General features: G+C 75.3%; 15 protein-coding genes. 10 read left to right on the forward strand and 5 right to left on the reverse strand.

The window, feature by feature from the left end; genetic code table 11:
* Window positions 1-6 precede the first annotated feature (6 nt).
* From ACI789_RS09905 to ACI789_RS09915, 3 genes are all read left to right on the forward strand, one after another.
* Window positions 7-2,442 (forward strand): chemotaxis protein CheA, encoded by a 2,436-nt coding sequence (locus tag ACI789_RS09905; RefSeq protein ID WP_457008488.1) that lies wholly within the window; start codon window positions 7-9, stop codon window positions 2,440-2,442.
* A gap of 1 nt (window position 2,443) precedes the next feature.
* Entirely contained in the window at window positions 2,444-2,905 is a 462-nt protein-coding gene (locus ACI789_RS09910; RefSeq protein ID WP_456920742.1) for a chemotaxis protein CheW, read from the forward strand.
* Between the two features lie 318 nt (window positions 2,906-3,223).
* Complete coding sequence (locus ACI789_RS09915) at window positions 3,224-4,105, forward strand: hypothetical protein (RefSeq protein WP_457008490.1); 882 nt, start codon at window positions 3,224-3,226, stop codon at window positions 4,103-4,105.
* A 94-nt stretch (window positions 4,106-4,199) separates the two neighbouring features.
* Here ACI789_RS09915 and ACI789_RS09920 read toward each other — a convergent pair whose 3' ends face one another.
* From ACI789_RS09920 to murJ, 3 genes are all read right to left on the reverse strand, one after another.
* On the reverse strand, window positions 4,200-5,378 hold the full coding sequence (locus tag ACI789_RS09920; RefSeq protein ID WP_457008492.1) for a glucose-1-phosphate adenylyltransferase family protein: 1,179 nt from the start codon (window positions 5,376-5,378) through the stop codon (window positions 4,200-4,202).
* A gap of 28 nt (window positions 5,379-5,406) precedes the next feature.
* Window positions 5,407-5,532 (reverse strand): hypothetical protein, encoded by a 126-nt coding sequence (locus ACI789_RS09925; protein WP_457008494.1) that lies wholly within the window; start codon window positions 5,530-5,532, stop codon window positions 5,407-5,409.
* A gap of 961 nt (window positions 5,533-6,493) precedes the next feature.
* A complete protein-coding gene (murJ, locus tag ACI789_RS09930; RefSeq protein ID WP_457008496.1) occupies window positions 6,494-8,017 on the reverse strand; it encodes a murein biosynthesis integral membrane protein MurJ in 1,524 nt (507 codons plus the stop codon).
* Window positions 8,018-8,386: 369 nt separating this feature from the next.
* Here murJ and ACI789_RS09935 point away from each other — a divergent pair, with 369 nt between their 5' ends.
* The 6 genes from ACI789_RS09935 (at window position 8,387) to ACI789_RS09960 (ending at window position 12,123) form a co-directional block, all read left to right on the forward strand.
* Entirely contained in the window at window positions 8,387-9,496 is a 1,110-nt protein-coding gene (locus ACI789_RS09935) for a protein-glutamate methylesterase/protein-glutamine glutaminase (protein WP_457008498.1), read from the forward strand.
* Window positions 9,493-10,317, forward strand: coding sequence for a CheR family methyltransferase (locus tag ACI789_RS09940; protein ID WP_457008500.1), 825 nt, complete (start codon window positions 9,493-9,495; stop codon window positions 10,315-10,317). Before ACI789_RS09935 ends, ACI789_RS09940 begins: the two co-directional genes overlap by 4 nt.
* Before the next feature lies 1 nt (window position 10,318).
* Window positions 10,319-10,702 carry a response regulator gene (locus ACI789_RS09945; RefSeq protein WP_456920734.1) on the forward strand — a complete coding sequence of 128 codons (384 nt, stop codon included), beginning with the start codon at window positions 10,319-10,321 and terminating at the stop codon, window positions 10,700-10,702.
* A complete protein-coding gene (locus tag ACI789_RS09950) occupies window positions 10,699-11,193 on the forward strand; it encodes a chemotaxis protein CheX (protein ID WP_457008502.1) in 495 nt (164 codons plus the stop codon). The genes ACI789_RS09945 and ACI789_RS09950 overlap by 4 nt, the downstream gene beginning before the upstream one ends.
* Entirely contained in the window at window positions 11,190-11,552 is a 363-nt protein-coding gene (locus ACI789_RS09955; RefSeq protein ID WP_457008504.1) for a response regulator, read from the forward strand. Before ACI789_RS09950 ends, ACI789_RS09955 begins: the two co-directional genes overlap by 4 nt.
* Window positions 11,553-11,631: 79 nt before the next feature.
* Complete coding sequence (locus ACI789_RS09960; RefSeq protein WP_457008506.1) at window positions 11,632-12,123, forward strand: hypothetical protein; 492 nt, start codon at window positions 11,632-11,634, stop codon at window positions 12,121-12,123.
* Between the two features lie 220 nt (window positions 12,124-12,343).
* Here ACI789_RS09960 and ACI789_RS09965 read toward each other — a convergent pair whose 3' ends face one another.
* Together ACI789_RS09965 and ACI789_RS09970 are read right to left on the reverse strand one after the other, a co-directional pair.
* Window positions 12,344-12,802 (reverse strand): ATP-binding protein, encoded by a 459-nt coding sequence (locus ACI789_RS09965; RefSeq protein ID WP_457008508.1) that lies wholly within the window; start codon window positions 12,800-12,802, stop codon window positions 12,344-12,346.
* 115 nt (window positions 12,803-12,917) lie between these two features.
* Window positions 12,918-14,606 carry a SpoIIE family protein phosphatase gene (locus ACI789_RS09970; RefSeq protein WP_457008510.1) on the reverse strand — a complete coding sequence of 563 codons (1,689 nt, stop codon included), beginning with the start codon at window positions 14,604-14,606 and terminating at the stop codon, window positions 12,918-12,920.
* 198 nt (window positions 14,607-14,804) lie between these two features.
* On the opposite strand from ACI789_RS09970, the gene ACI789_RS09975 reads away from it, so the two are divergent.
* Window positions 14,805-16,577, forward strand: a complete 1,773-nt coding sequence (locus ACI789_RS09975) for a SpoIIE family protein phosphatase (protein WP_457008512.1) — start codon at window positions 14,805-14,807, stop codon at window positions 16,575-16,577.

The following is a 16,577-nucleotide window of genomic DNA, read 5'->3' on the forward strand; positions in this document are numbered from 1 at the left end:
AGCAACGTGGACGGTCTGGACGACATCGTCGAGGAGTTCCTGGTCGAGAGCCACGAGAACCTCGACCAGCTGGACACCGACCTGGTCGCCCTCGAGCAGGAGCCCGACTCCCGCGAGCGGCTGTCGAGCATCTTCCGCACGATCCACACGATCAAGGGGACCAGCGGCTTCCTGGCGTTCCACCGCCTCGAGGAGGTCACCCACGTCGGGGAGAACATGCTCTCCCGGCTGCGGGACGGCGCCCTGGCGCTGACCCCCCACCGGACCAGCGTCCTGCTCCAGATGGTCGACACCGTGCGCTCCCTGCTGGCCTCGATCGAGGCGACCGGCGGCGAGGGATCGGTCGACGTCTCCGCCGTCGTCGCCGCCATCAGCGCCGCCATGGAGGACGGGCCCGCGCCCGAGCCGGCCCCCGAGGTCGCGGCCGAGCCCGCCCCGGTGACCGCGGCCGAGACCGCCGGGACCGAGCGCGCCACCACCACGGCCCGCGCGACGACGAGCGCGGCGACCGCCGCGGCCCCGGTCGCCGAGGTCGAGCCCGTCGCCGACGCCGAGACCGCCGAGCCCGTCGAGACCGCGGAGCCCGCCGAGGCCGCCGTCCCCGCCCCCGTCGTGGAGGTGCCCGCCCCCGTGGCCGAGACGCCCGTCCCCGCGCCCCGCCCCGCGCCCGAGGCGACCGCCCCGGAGCGGGACGCCGAGGGCGACGTCGCCCCCGCCGCCGACAACGGTGGCGGCCAGGCCCGGCGGGCCGTCGCCGACAGCACCATCCGCGTGGACGTCGACCTGCTCGACGAGCTGATGCTGCTCGTCGGTGAGCTGGTGCTGACCCGCAACCAGATCGTCCAGTACGTCGGCCGCTCCAACGACACCGACCTGGTGCGCGCCTCGCAGCGGCTCAACCTGATCGCCAGCGAGCTGCAGGAGGGCGTCATGAAGACGCGCATGCAGCCGATCGACCACATCTGGTCGAAGCTGCCGCGCGTCGTCCGCGACCTGGGCCTGCAGCTGGAGAAGACCATCCGGCTGGAGATGGAGGGCCGCGAGACCGAGCTGGACAAGACCCTGCTCGAGGCGGTCAAGGACCCGCTGACCCACCTGGTCCGCAACTCCGTCGACCACGGCATCGAGGACGCCGACACCCGCCTCCGGGTCGGCAAGCCGGCCGAGGGCGTGCTCACCCTGCGCGCCCGGCACGAGAGCGGCCAGGTCGTGGTGGAGGTCGCCGACGACGGCGCCGGCATCGACCCGGTCAAGCTCGGGGCCAAGGCCGTCGAGCGCGGGCTGGTCACCCAGGAGGCCCTCAACCGGATGGGCCCGCAGGACGTCCTGCAGCTGATCTTCCTGCCGGGCTTCTCGACGGCGGCGAAGGTCACCAACGTCTCCGGCCGCGGCGTCGGCATGGACGTCGTCAAGACCAACATCGAGGCGATCGGCGGCACCATCGAGGTCGAGTCGGTCCCCGGCAAGGGCACCGTCTGCCGGCTGCGGATCCCGCTGACGCTGGCGATCGTCCCGGCGCTGACCGTCGAGTGCGCGGGGGACCGGTACGCGATCCCGCAGATCAGCCTGCAGGAGCTCGTCTCCCTCGACGCCGAGAAGGCGGCCAACGCCGTCGAGGAGGTCGGCGGCGCCCCCGTCTACCGGCTGCGCGGCGAGCTGCTCCCGCTGGTCCGGCTCACCGACGTCCTCGGGCTGACCTCCGACCGGCACGACGGCCACGTCGTCATCGCCGTCCTCCGCTCCGAGGGCCGGCGCTTCGGCCTCGTCGTCGACCGCGTGATCAACACCGAGGAGATCGTGGTCAAGGCCGTCGGCGGCCAGCTCAAGGCGATCGGCCTCTACTCCGGCGCGACCGTCCTCGGCGACGGCACGGTGGCGCTGATCCTCGACGTCCAGGCCCTCGCCCGCCGGGCGCTGCGCACCGAGACCACCGAGCGTCAGGAGTCCCGCGAGGCGGCGCTGCAGGCGGCGGCGGCCGACTCCGAGCGGCAGCGGATGCTGTTGGCCGCCATCGGCGGTGGCCGCCGGGTGGCGATCCCGCTGGACACGGTCACCCGCCTGGAGCAGGTCCGCCTCGAGTCGGTGGAGCGCGTCGGCAACCGCGAGGTCGTGCAGTACCGTGGCGCGATCCTGCCGATCGTCCGGCTCGACCGGCACCTGGGCGCCTACGGCGAGACCGACAGCGAGGTGCTCGAGGTGATCGTCTACTCCGACCACGGCCGCAGCGTCGCCATCGTGGTCGAGGAGATCCTCGACATCGTCGACGGCGAGGCCGCGGTGCGCAGCGACATCGACGACCTGGGCCTGCTCGGCTCCGCCGTCCTCGGCGACAAGGTCACCGAGCTGCTCGACGTCCGCGCGGCGATCCTCGCCGCCGACCCCGCCTTCTACACCGCGAACGCGACGCCGGACGGCGTCCCCGCGTCCCTCCTGGAGGTCTGAGATGCCCACCGACACCCGGCGCGTCGACACCGCGGCCCCGGCCATCGGCGGCCAGCTGGCCACCTTCTGGCTCGACGGCGACCTCTACGGCGTCGAGGTGGCGCACGTGCAGGAGGTGCTGAAGAGCCAGGGCCTGACCCGCGTCCCGCTGGCGCCGGCCGCCGTCGCCGGCCTGATCAACCTGCGCGGCCAGGTGGTCACCGCCATCGAGCTGCGCGAGCGGCTCGGTCGTCCGCCGCGGCCGGCCGACACCGACGCCGTCGTCATCGTCGTCCGGCTGCACGGCGAGGCGGTCAGCCTGCTCGTCGACGCCATCGCCGACGTCGTGGACGTCGACCCGGCCGACTTCGAGGCGCCGCCGGACACCCTCGACGGGTCCGCGCGGGAGCTGATCCGCGGGGCGTTCAAGCTCGACGGGCAGCTGCTCCTGGCACTCGACGTCCACAAGGCGGTCAGCGCCTGAACTGAACCCTCCCTCCCGTCGGTTCCCGCGGGGACCGACGCCTGACCCGGGCACGGCCGGACTTCCCCGGCGGCCGACGCCTGATCACCCCCGACCCCCGGTCGGGCGGCCCCTCTCTCCGGAGGGTCGTCCGGCCGGGGGTCGCGGCGTCTCCACGGCTCATCACGCTGAGCTACCGAGTCCTCACCGATCCGCACCGGACACGCGTGCGCCCCGCTGGAGGGGTCCAGCCATCGGGTGACGGTGACGTGGCGCTTCCCCCCGATCACGGTCAGCATGGGTCGACTCGCCTCGGGGGACGGAAAGGGAGGCGCCGCCATGCCGTACTCACTGGTCAGTGCCGCGACACTCGGCTTCGACCTGGTCCGCATCCCGGCCGGCCGGGACGTCGCCGACGCCCTGCTCGCCGGGCTGGCCGCCGACGCCGCCACCCTCGAGCAGCTGGCCGCCGCGCACCCCGCCGCGGGGCGCGACCGCGAGGAGCGCGCGGTGCTCGCCGTCCGCGCTCGCAAGGCGCGCGAGCTGGCCGTGGGCATCCCGCACGTGCGCAACTTCGCCGTCGACCTGCCGGCCGCCGACCGCGCCGCCGTCCTGGTCGACCAGCTGCAGCGCAGCACCATCGGGGACGCCGCGGCCCTGGAGCGGGTCCTGCGCGAGGACGTCCTCGGCCCCGAGCACCCCGCCGTCGGCCTCGTGGACGACGACACGCTGGCCGCCGCGGCCGACGTCCTGGCCGACGCCGCGATCGGCTCCTGGGCCGCCGCCGTCCTGCCGCCGCTGGTGCGCCGCCGGCTGACCGGGCCGTTCGCCGCGGCGGCTGCCGCAGGCGGAGTCGGCAGCGCGGTGCCCGACCTCGGACCGGCCACCGGGGAGCTCACCGCGCTGCTCCACGAGCTGCGCGGCCTGGACGCCGCCGGCCGCGCGCGGTGGCAGGCGACCGTCGACGCCCGCCGGGCCGAGCGCCGCCCGTGGGCCGCGGCGATGCACGAGGCGTCCTGGGCCGCGCACGTCTCCGGGCGCACCCGCACCCTGGCCACCGCCCAGCTGCTCGCCGTCCAGGCGTTCCTCGACGGCGGCTTCGACCCCGCCACGGCCGCGGCCGGGACCTGGAACGCGGTGGCCGGCTGCGTGCAGGGCATTGTCATGGCCGACCTGCTCGGCGCCGACGCCCTTGCCGTCCTGGGCGTCACCCCCAGTTGATCATGGGGTAGTTGTCGGCGACACGGCTCGACCCGCCGTACGGGCCGGCAACAAGCCCATGATCAACTCACGGTGGGACTCGGACCGGGCCCGATCAGTCCTCGGGGTCGGGGAAGCGGGCGCCGGCGGGGATCTCGCCGTCCTGCTCCACCGCCGCCTCGCGGCCGACGAGGGTGATGTCGCCGTCCCCGCCGACCGAGGCCCCCCTGCCGACGTCGACCCGGTCGTCCAGGACGGCGCGGGTGACGGTCGCCCCGGCTCGCACGCGCGCACCCGGCAGCAGCACCGAGTCGACCACGGTGGCCCCGGCCTCGACGACGACACCGGGGGAGAGCACCGAGCCGCTCACCCGGCCGGCCACGCGGGTGCCGCCGGAGACGAGGCTGTCCTCCACCTCCGCACCCCGCAGCACCCGGGCGGCGCTGTGCCGGCCGCCGCGGGTGTGCACCGGCCAGCGCGGGTCGTCGAGGTCGAGCGGGGGCTCGGGGGAGAGGAAGTCCTGATGGGCGGCCCAGTAGGAGGACACGGTGCCCACGTCGCGCCAGTAGCCGCGGAACGGGTGGGCACGGGCCAGCCCGTCCCGGGTCTGCGCGGGCAGCAGGTGCGTCCCGAGGTCCTCCAGGCCGTCCTCGCCGTGCTCGGCCGCCAGCGCCTCGAGCCGGTCGAGCGTGGGGCCGGGGGAGAAGACGAAGACCTCGTTGGTCGCGGTGGTGGTGGCCGGCTCGTCGGGCTTGTACGCGTAGTCGGTGACCTCCCCGCCGCCGCCCACCTCGACGATCCCGTAGCGGGCGGCGTCGTCCTCGGCGACCTCGGTGGTCACCATCGTCACCTCCGCGCCCGACCCCAGGTGCCCGTCGACGACCTCGCGGTAGTCCAGCTTGTAGACCGCGTCGGCGCTCACGACGACGAGCGCGTCCGGGGCGGCGTCGCGCACCAGCGGCGCGTACCGCCACAGCGAGTTGGCCGTCCCCGACACCCACCCCGCGCGCTCGGTGCCCTGGTAGGGCGGGAGGGTGAGCAGCCCGCCGGCGGTGCGGTCGAGGTCCCACGGCCGGCCGTTGGCCAGGTGCTGCGACAGGGACGTCGGGTGGAACTGCACCGAGACCCACACGTCGGCGATCTGCGAGTGCTGGCAGTTGCTCAGCGGGAAGTCGACGAGCCGGTACACCCCGGCGAAGGGGACGGCGGGTTTCGCGCGCTGCTCGGTCAGCAGCTCCAGGCGGCCACCCGCACCGCCGGCGAGGACGAGGACCAGGACACGGGGGAGCGCCATGGATGCGGGCTACCCGTGATCCGGCTCCTCACCCGCGGTCGCCGACGTAGCCGCAGGCGCGGTCCTCCCGCAGGCCGGCCCGGCCCAGCGCCGCGACCACACCCCCGACCAGCACGGCGAGCAGCAGCCAGACGGCGGCGATGGCGAGCAGCACGGGCCGCAGTCTGCCGGTCGCGGCCGACCGCAGAGCAACGCGCGGATGGACTCCGCGCGACCGTCGAGGGTCCTCTCGGCCCGTCTCGCTCCCGCGCTAGAGACACCTAGACGCCGCTCGACGGGGGCACGTGCCGTGACCCGCCGCGGGCGGGGCGCCACGCCGCGCCGGAACGCCGTCCGACGCCGCGAGGAGGTGTGACCCGACTCACGCGTGTCTCGGCAGGCCGGGCGCGTCGCGGCTCCATCCTCGGCGCCCCGGATCGACAGACGAGAACGCGGAGGCCCCCATGCTCGACAGCACCGCCCGGTCGACCTGCCCGATCGCCGGCCCCTCGTGGGTCCGCCACCCCGTGCCGACGCGGTGGCTGTCCTACGGCGACGACCTGGCCACCGAGCTCGACCTGTCCACGGCGGGGCTGCGGCGCCCGGGCGACACGATCGGGGTGAGCGAGAAGGTGGCCGTCCTGCTGACCGGGCGGGCGATCCCCAGCGAGCGCGTCGTCCCCGGGCGGCTCGCCCGCTTCCTGGCCCGGCACGTGCAGACCGTGGGCAGCAGCTGCGGGCTGTCCATCCCCGAGAAGATGCAGCTGGTCCTGGAGCGGCAGGGCCGGGTGCGGGTGCTCGCCGCCGCCGCGTGCTGCCTGGCGCTGCGGCCGCTGGGCCGGCACGGCTCCTTCTACCGGGTGGCCGGCCCCTTCGCCCGTGACCTCGACGGCATGCGGCCGCCCTACTTCGACCTGCTCTTCCCGCCCCTCGACCCGGAGACCGCCCGGCGGCTGGCCCAGCGGCTGGAGGACCGGCTCGGCGTCGGGGTGGCGATCGTCGACGTCAACGACCGCGGCGGCTCGGTGCGGGCGGTCTCCGCCGCCGCGCTGGGCGCCGACGAGCTGCTGAGCGCGCTGCGGGACAACCCGATGGGCCAGGGTGACGAGGGGCTGCCCTTCGTCGTCGTCCGGCGGTCAGCGGCGCAGGACCAGCCCGCGGACGGCGGCACCGAGCTCCCGCAGCTCGCGGCAGCGCAGCAGCCACAGCACCAGCAGGTACACCACCAGGCAGCTCGCCGCGCCGGCCGCCGCGCCGCCCAGGCCGTCCCAGCGCCGCGCGAGGAGCGCCGTCGGTACCGCGGCGCACGCCGCCGCCGCGGCGACCTGGGCGCTGCAGCGGCCCAGGCCGGCCAGTGACACGCCCTCGCCCGCGGTGCGCAGCCGCCACAGCGACAGGCCGGCCACCAGCAGCAGCGACGCCGACGTCGACACCGCCAGCCCGAGGACGCCGAACCGCAGCCCCAGGGTGAGGTCCCCGACCACGTTGACCGCCATGCCCAGCACGCCCAGGGCCACCGGCGTCCGGGAGTCGCCGAGGGACAGGAACGCCCGGGTCGCCGGCTCGCGGAGGGCCAGGCCGAGCAGGGACGCGGCGTAGCCGGTGACGGCCAGCGCGGTGACCCGGACCGCCTCGGCGTCGAAGGCACCGCGCTCGAACAGCAGGGCCACGACGGGCTCGGCGGCCACGGTGAGGACCACCACGACCGGGGTCACCAGGATGAGCAGCACACCGCTGCTGCGCCGCAGCAGGTCCTCGAGGGAGCGGGTGCCGCCGGGCCGGGCGGCCGCGGCGAGCGCCGGGTAGAGGGTGGTGGCCACCGTCGCGATGACGAGGGTGTCGGCCAGCCCGACCAGCCGCCACCCGTAGTTGAGCGCGGTGATGGTGCCCTCGCCGACCGCCGAGCCGACCGCGCGGTCGACCAGCGTGTTGACCTGGGAGACCGCGCTGCCCACCAGCAGGGGAGGCACCAGCGCCAGCATCTCGCGGAAGCCGCGGTCGCGGACGTCGAGCGAGGGCCGCAGCGACTGACCGACGGCCAGCAGCGGCGGCAGCTGGGTCAGCAGGCGCAGCCCGCTGCCGACGACGAAGGCCACCGCCAGCGCCGTCACGCCGTAGACCTGGCCGAACAACAGCGCGCCCGCGATGAGGACGAGGTTGAACGGGATGCCCTCCGCCGCGGCCCAGCCGAACCGGCGGTGCCCCTGCGCGGCCCCGGCCAGCACGTTGGTGGCGGCGATCAGCGCGGTGGCGGTGACCACCAGCCGGGTGAGGCGGACGGCCTCGTCGGTGGTCGCCGCGTCGAACCCCGGGGCCAGCACCATCACCAGCGGCCGGGCCAGCACCGCCATGACCACGGAGGCGGCCAGCATCACGAGCACGGTCACCGTCAGCGCCACGCGCACGCTGTGGTGCCCGCGTTCGGGCCGCCCGTCGGCGACCGCCCGCGCCACCGTGGGGACGACGGACTTCGCCACGGCCCCCGCCATGAGCGCCAGCACCAGGTTCATCAGGCCCTGGGCGACGAAGTAGGCGTCCAGCGACGAGCCCACCCCGAACACCGCCGCGAGGACGACGTCCCGCACGAACCCGAGGACCTGGCTGCCCAGCGTCAGCCCCGCCACCAGCGCGGTCGACCGGGCCAGGCCTCCTCGACTCACCCGGCGCATCCTGCCGCCCGCCGGGTCCGCAGGCGAGGCGGAACGCCGTCGGCCGCCGGACCGCCGCGCCGGCGGGGGAGGGGAGCGGGCGGTGACCGGCCGCCGGTCCGGAGACGAGTCGACAAATGGCGGGAAATGGTCGGTCAGCGCCATTCATGATCGAGAAAAAAATGTCCGGGAATGTGCCCGGATCCGCTCAAGTGGAGGAGCGGGGCGGCCGACAACTCGGGGGACAGGCACCGTCATCGGACGCCCACCGCACCGGCGCGGTGGCGCGCCCCCGCGCCCAGCGCGGCCTCCGGGCGACTGCCGACACCGACACCGACAGCGCAACCCCGGCGGCCCTCCGCGCCGGGAGACGGAGGACGCATGGACCCGATCCGGGTGATGGTCGTCGACGACTCGGTGGTCGTCCGCAAGATCGTGACCGACGTCCTCTCGCAGGACCCGGCGATCGAGGTGGTCGGCACCGCGGTCAACGGCCGCATCGCCGTCGGGAAGCTCGAGCAGTTGAAGCCCGACCTGGTCACCATGGACATCGAGATGCCGGAGATGAACGGCATCGAGGCGGTCCGGGCCATCCGCGCCACGCGGAGCCGGGTGCCGATCATCATGTTCAGCACGCTCACCGAGCGCGGCGCCGCGGCCACCCTGGACGCCCTGTCCGCCGGCGCCAACGAGTACGTCACCAAGCCCGCGAACGTGGGCAGCGTCGCGGCGTCGATGGAGAGCGTCCGCGAGCAGCTCATCCCCAAGATCAAGGCCCTCACCGGCCGCCCGGTCACCGCCGGCCCGGTCCGCGCCGCCGCGGCGGCCCCGGTCCGCGCCGCGGTCCCGGCCCCTCGGCAGGGTGCGGTCAAGCAGCCCGCCGTCCTCGTCATAGGCTCGTCCACCGGCGGGCCGGAGGCGCTGGCCAAGCTGCTGCCGCAGCTTCCGGCCACGCTGCCGGTGCCGGTGCTGCTGGTGCAGCACATGCCCCCGGTGTTCACCCGCCAGTTCGCCCAGCGGCTGGACCGGCTCTGCCCGCTGCGCGTGGTCGAGGCCGTCGACGGCACCCCGCTGGCGCCCGGCACGGTGCACCTGGCCCCCGGCGACCACCACCTGACCGTCCGCGGCACCGCCCGTGGCCTGGTCACCGGGCTCGGCCAGGGACCAGCGGAGAACTTCTGCCGGCCCGCCGTCGACCCGCTGTTCCGGTCGGCGGTCGACGCCTACGACGGCGCGGTCCTCGGCCTGGTGCTGACCGGCATGGGCTCGGACGGCCGGGTCGGCGCCGGGCGCATCCGGGAGGCCGGCGGCTCGGTCGTCGTCCAGGACCAGGCGACCTCCGTCGTCTGGGGCATGCCCGGCGCCGTCGCCTCGGCCGGCTTCGCCGACGAGGTCCTGCCGCTGGACCGGATCGCCGACGCCGTCCTCCGGCGGCTCGCCCCGGCCCGACCGACGACTGCGACCCCGGCGTTCACGGGAGGACGACGATGACCCTGACCGCCACCAGCTTCGACTGGGTCCGCCAGCTGGTGCACCGGGAGAGCGCGATCGTGCTCGCCCCCGGCAAGGAGTACCTGGTGGAGGCCCGGCTGCTGCCGATCGCCCGCCAGATGGGCCTGCCCGACGTCAGCCAGCTGGTCGACACGGTGCGCACCCGACCCAGCCCGGAGCACACCCGGAAGATCGTCGAGGCGCTCACCACCAACGAGACCTCGTGGTTCCGGGACGGCGACCCGTTCACGGCGCTCACCTCGACGGTGCTGCCCGCGCTGCTGGGCGCCCGCGGCCCGGCCGAGCGGCTGCAGATCTGGTCGGCGGCCTGCTCCAGCGGGCAGGAGCCGTACACGATCGCGATGCTGCTGGAGGACGCGCTGCCCAACGCGTCGAGCCGGGTCGCCATCACCGCGACCGACATCTCCCGCGAGATGGTGCAGCGGACCCGGGCCGGCCGGTTCAGCCAGCTCGAGGTCAACCGCGGGCTGCCCGCACCGATGCTGGTCCGCCACTTCACGCGGGCCGGCACCGAGTGGGAGGTCGCGCCGGCGCTGCGCCGCATGGTGTCGGCCAGCGAGTGCAACCTGGCCGCCCCGCTGCCGCGGATGGGCCCGTTCGACGTGGTCTACCTGCGCAACGTCCTCATCTACTTCGACCTGCCCACCAAGCAGGCGATCCTCCGCCGGGTGCGCGCCCTCATGCGCCCCGACGGCTGGCTCTTCCTCGGCGCCGCAGAGACCACCTTGGGCGTCGACGACTCCTGGGAGCGGGTCGTGATCGGCCGCAGCTCCGCCTACCGCCCACTGAAGGGGGCCTGACGTGCGTGCACTGGTGATCGACGACTCACGCGCCATGCGGCGCATCGTGAGCGGGACGCTCGAGGGCTTCGGCTACGAGACCCGCCAGGCCGGACACGGCCAGGAGGCACTCGACGTGCTGCACGAGGGCTGGGTGCCCGAGCTGTGCACGGTCGACTGGAACATGCCGGTGATGGACGGCCTCCAGTTCGTCTCCGCCATCCGCGCCAACCCCGCCTGGCGGGCGGTGACGCTGATGATGGTCACCTCCGAGGGCGAGCAGTCCCAGATCGTCCGTGCGCTGGCCGCCGGCGCGCACGAGTACGTGCTCAAGCCGTTCACCGCCGACGCCATCCGCGACAAGCTCGCGCTGCTCGGCCTGCTCCCCGAGGAGGTCGTCCTGTGAGCGCGCCCGCGATCACCGAGCTGCTCGACGAGGCCACCGTCCAGGAGATCGCCGACCAGGCGTGGGCCGCCCTCGTCGGCGAGGACGAGGTCCTCGTGCCGCTGCCGGGTGAGCTGCCCGCCGACACGGTCAGCTCCTGGGTCGAGATCGTCGGCCCGTGGACCGGCACGGTCGTGCTGACCTGCGCCCGGACCACCGCCGAGGAGCTGGCCCGCGCCCTGCTGCGCGAGCACGCCCCCGACGAGCTCGAGGCCGAGGACGTCGACGACGCCCTCGGCGAGCTCGCCAACGTGGTGGGCGGCAACGTCAAGGCCGTCCTCCCCGGACCGTCCGTCCTCGGCCTGCCCGAGGTCGGTGTCGCCCCGAGCCCCGGCTCCCCGGACGACACCTGCCGCGTCGACGCCCAGTGGCGCGGCCAGCCGCTGACCATCTCCGTCCAGGGCACCTCTGCCGCCCTGGACCCCACGGAAGAGAACGGAGTGCCCCTGTGAAGATCCTGGTCGCCGACGACAGCCGCGTCATGCGGCAGATCGTCATCCGCACCCTGCGGCAGGCCGGTTACGACGACCACGACATCGTCGAGGCCGAGGACGGCCGCGACGCCTACGACAAGGTCCAGAGCGAGAGCCCGGACCTGGTCCTGTCGGACTGGAACATGCCGAACATGACCGGGCTGGAGTGCCTCCAGGCGCTGCGCTCGGCCGGCTCCGGCGTCCCCTTCGGCTTCGTCACCTCCGAGGGCTCGGCCGAGATGCGGGAGAAGGCCGCCGACGCCGGCGCGCTGTTCCTCATCGCCAAGCCGTTCACCGAGGAGACCTTCCGCGAGAACCTGGACGGGGTGATCGCATGAGGAGCGAGCTTGCGAGCTCCGCAGTAGACACCGTTGCGCCGGCAGGCACGTCGGCGACGAGCGCCAGCGAGGAGACGAAGTGACTGCGCCCCTGACCGTCGTCCTGCCGGACGCCAAGGCCGTCAAGGACATGCTCTCCGGCCTGGTCGGCAAGCAGGTCGGCGTCACGCCGGGCGCCCCGGTGACCCCCACCGAGAAGAAGCCGGTCTCGGTCGCGGTCTACGTGTCCCCGTCGATGGACGTCAACGCCCTGTGCGTGATGGACCTGCCGCTGGCGGCCTGGACCGGTGGCGCGCTCGCGCTGCTGCCCCCCGGCGGCGTCCAGGACGCCGTCGAGGAGGACGGTGAGCTGACCACCATGCTCACCGAGGCGCTGCACGAGGTCGTCAACGTGCTGTCGGCGCTGTTCAACGTGCCGGGCGCCCCGCACTCGAAGCTGTACAAGTCCTACGCGCCCGGCGACGAGCTGCCCGGGGACATCGCCGGCATGCTGTCCGCCTTCAACCGGCTCGACCTCGCCGTCGACGTCCCCGGCTACGGCAAGGGCGGCCTCTCACTGGTCGTCCCGTAACACCGCGGTCCTCCGGACCGCACCGCGGCCAGGTGCCGTCCCGACCGGCGTCGAGCCGCGTCGTCACGGCATCCCGGACCCCTCCGGGGCCCACTCGCCGCGACACACCGCCCACGAACGACGGGCCCCGGGCAACCGCTCGGGGCCCGTCGTCGTTGTAGAAGGACCCCTTGTCCCCCGCCCCTCGCACGCTCGCGGCGGGACCCTGCAAGGGGGCCGATCAGTGCAGCGCGGGCTGCCGGTCCTCCACCATCGTCGGCAGGCAGGCCCACACGTGCTTGCAGCCCCCGTCGACGTACCAGCCGTGCGCCACCGAGAGCCGGGCCACCAGGTACAGGCCCATGCCGCCCTGCGCGGGGTCCCGGTCGACCGCGGGTGCCGGCATCGTCTCCTGGTCCCGGTCGCTGACGTCGAGCAGCCAGCCGCCGCTGCCCGCGATGACGGTGGCGACCACCGGGGACAGCCCGTGCCGCAGCGCGTTCGAGGCGAGCTCGTCGAAGGCCAGGACCAGCCGCTCGGCCGCGTGGTCCTCCTCGTCGGCCGGGAAACCGACCCCGTCGAGCCGGGAGCGGAGGGCGGCGCGCGCCGACGGCAGCTCGGCGATCGACTGCAGGTCCCAGCGCCAGACCTCGCCCCGCCCGTCCGGGAGCGGGCGCAGCGGCCACGCCAGTCGACCCACGTCCCTCTCCCGTCGCGTCGTCTGCTCCGACGTCCGGAGGGTGCCCACCGGGCCCGGTGCTCAATCGTGTCCGGCGGGTTTCGGGCGCGGGTGTGACCGACGCCGCGCGGGTCGCTCAGCGCGGCCGGACGCTCACGGCGACCAGGGCGACGTCGTCGTCCGGCGTGCCGTCGACCATGCGGGCCAGCAGCTCGTCGCACAGCCGGTCCAGCGGCTGCCCGGCGAGCTCGGCGAGGTGCCGGCGCAGCCGGGCCACACCCGCGTCCACGTCGGAGTCGCGCCGCTCCACCAGCCCGTCGGTGTAGAGCAGCACCGTCGCACCCGGGCGCAGCGGGACGACGAGCTCCTGGCGCACCGTGTGCGGGTCGATGCCCAGCAGCAGGTCGCCGAGGGTGCCGCCCAGGACGGTCACCGTGCCGTCGGGGTCGACGACCAGCGGGGGCGGGTGGCCGGCGTTGGCGTAGCGCAGCACGGTCCCGCCGCGCTCGATCCGGCCGATCGCGGCGGTGGCCAGCGTGCCGCTGTGCATGTGCGCGATCGCGGCGTCCAGCCCCCGCAGCACCTCCGCCGGCCCGGCGCCGCTGTAGTGGGCGATGCCCCGGAGCAGCCCGCGCAGCTGGCCCATCTCCGCCGCGGCGGCGGTGTCGTGGCCCGCGACGTCACCGATCACCACCACCTGGTGCCCGGCGGGCTGGAGGAAGGCGTCGTACCAGTCCCCGCCCACCTGCGCCGCCTCCGAGGCCGGCACGTACCGGACCACGACGCGGGCGTCCCCGATCGTCGGCGGGTCGGTGAGCAGGCTGCGCTGCAGCGCCTCCGCCAGCTGGGCCTGCCGGTGCACCCGGTGCACCCGGTCGACCGCCTGGCCGGCCCGGGAGGCCACCTCCCGCGCGGCGGCGAGGTCGTCGGGGTCCAGCGTGCGGCCCGGGTCGAGGTACAGCGTCAGGACGCCGACGGTGCGCTGCTCGGCGCGCAGCGGCAGGACGACGGCGGACCCGAGCCCCAGTGCCCGCAGCAGGTCGCGCGCTGGGCCCGGGGACATGAGCCCGAGGACGGCGTCGACCGAGTCACCGACGGAGCTGCCGGTGCGCAGGGAGTGCGCGACGGGCGACACCTCCGGCATGGTGTCCATCCGCACGCGCGTGTAGCGGGCCATCAGCTCCCGGCGCTCCGGGTCCGCGTGCCAGGACCCGACGTCCCGGGCCCGCCCCTCGCGGTCGACGACGGTGACGATGCAGGCGTCGGCGAGCGCGGGCACCACCAGACGCGCCAGGCTGCCCAGCGCGGACTCGCCGTCGAGGGCGCCGGAGAGCTCGGCGGTCACCGCGGCGAGCAGCGCCATGCGGGCCCCTGCCCGCTCGGCGGCCCGCTGGGCCCGCTCGGCCGCCTCCTGGGCCACGTGGCGGGCGCTGACGTCCACGACGGCGAGGGCCACGCCGTCCGGCACCGGCCAGGCGTGCAGCGCCAGCCAGCGTCCGGTGGAGCCGGGCGAGGGCAGCTCGCTGCTGACGGCCGTCCCGGTGGTCACCGCCTCCGCGCAGGCCGCGCTGACCGCGGCGGCGAGGTCCGCGGGCGCGCCGTCCACGGCGAGCAGGTCGGCGACCGAGCGCCCCGTCATCCGGGCGACCGGCCGGCCCAGCATGCGCTCGGCGGCAGGGTTGGCGTACGTCACGCGCCCGGCGGGGTCGACGCACCACAGCGCGGCGGGCATGGCGTCGAGCACCGCGGCCGCGGTGTCCCCGGACAGGAGTGGCGCTGCCGGAGCCTCGACGCCGGATCCGGTGTCCGGTCGCCAGTCCTCCACGGGAGCCACCCTCTTCCACGGCCGGCGCCGGGCGCGCCTGTCCGGAGGCCCCCCGCCCAGCGGGCCGTGGAGGGGTGTCCGGATCGTGGCAGCGCCGCGGGGCGCTGCCAAGGAGGCCCGTCCCGGCGGCCACCCCGATCGGGCACGCCCGCGCCCGGCGTGCCGGGGACCGGATCGCGATGAGGCAGAGTGGGTCCCATGACCAGGGAGAACGCGGCTCCGCCGCCCCCCGACCTGCTGAGGCAGGCGGTGGAGGGCATGGACCGGCCGCTGTTGGTCCTGGACGAGGAGTGGCGGTTCCGGTACGTGAACCCCGCGGGGGCGCGGGCGCTGGACCGGACCGTCGGCGAGCTGGTCGGCCGGGACATCTGGACGGAGTTCCCGGAGGCCGTCGGCGGATCCTTCGAGCAGCTGTACCGGCGGGTGCGCGCGACCGGGGAGTCGGGCACCACGGAGGCCTGGTTCGACCCGCTGGGGAAGTGGTTCCGTGCCGACGCGTTCCTCACCGACGCCGGCCTGGTCGTCTCCTACGACGACGTCACCGAGCGGCGGCGCACCGAGGACGAGCGGGCCGCCGCGGTCGCCGCGCGGGAGGAGTCGGTGCGCTCGGCCACCGTGGCCGCCGCGGAGGCCGAGGTGGCCGGCCGGCACCTGATCCTGCTGGGCGACGTCAACCTGGCGATGACCTCCACCGTCGACGTCGACGAGGCGGTCGACCGCTTCGCCCACCTCGTCGTCCCGCTGCTGGCGGACTGGTGCCTGGTCAGCGTGATCGACCCCGACGGCAACCGCCGCGACGTCGGCCGCGCGCACAGCGACCCGGCGATGGTCGAGGCGATGCACCGCTACGCCGACGCGCGGGTGCGGACCAACGCCCCCAACGCCCCGGTCCCGATGGCGCTGCGCAGCGCGCGCCCGGTCGTGATCCCGGCGCTCACGGAGGACGACGTCGCCGGCATGGTCAGCAGCGCCGAGGCGCGGGCCGCGCTGGCGCCGCTGCGGCCGGCGGCGGTGGCGACGTTCCCGCTGGTCGCCCGCAACGAGATCTTCGGCGCCTTCACCCTGGTCAACGGCCCCGAGCGCGGCCCGCACACCGAGGCCGAGCTGCGGACGGCGGAGATCGCCTCCCGCCGCGCGGCGCTGGCGCTGGACAACGCGCGGCTGGCCGCGGCCAACCAGCAGGTCGCCGAGCGGCTCCAGCGCAGTCTGCTGTCCCCGCCGGTCCAGCCCGACGGCCTGGAGCTGGCCGTCCGCTACCGGCCGGCGACCCGCGGGGTCTCCATCGGCGGCGACTGGTACGACGCGTTCCTGCAGCCGGACGGCGACACGGTGGTCGTCATCGGCGACGTCATGGGCCACGACATCGAGGCCGCCGCAGCCATGGGCCAGGTCAAGACCCTGGTCCGGGCGATCGCGTTCGACCGGCTGGAGGAGCCGGCCGGCGTCCTGCGCCGGGTCGACCACGCCCTCGTCGGCCTGGCCGTGCCCACGATGGCCACCGCCCTCGTCTGCCGCGTCGAGCAGACCCCCGCCGAGCGGGAGCAGGGCCTGCGCCGCGTGCGCTGGTCCACCGCCGGGCACCCCGAGCCGATGCTGCTCTTCCCCGACGGCGCGGTCGCCGACCTCTCCACGCCGGTCGGGCCGCCGCTGGGCATCGGCTGGCGGGGGCCGCGCGTCGACGGCACCGCGACCGTCCCGGAGGGCGCCACCCTGCTGCTGTTCACCGACGGGCTCTTCGAGCGCCGCGGCGTGCCGCTCGACGAGGGCCGCGACCAGTTGCGCCGGCTCCTGGCCGGCTCGGCGGGCGAGCCCCTCGACGACCTCTGCGACCGGCTGCTGGCGGGGATGCTCAGCGACGGCGCCGAGGACGACGTCGCGCTGCTCGCCGTCCGTGCCCACCCGTCCTCGTGGGAGCGACCCCTGGACGCCGCAGCCGAGCGGGGTCAGCCGATGGCCGCCCACCGCGCGTGA

The sequence above is a fragment of the Geodermatophilus sp. SYSU D00965 genome (assembly GCF_054050075.1).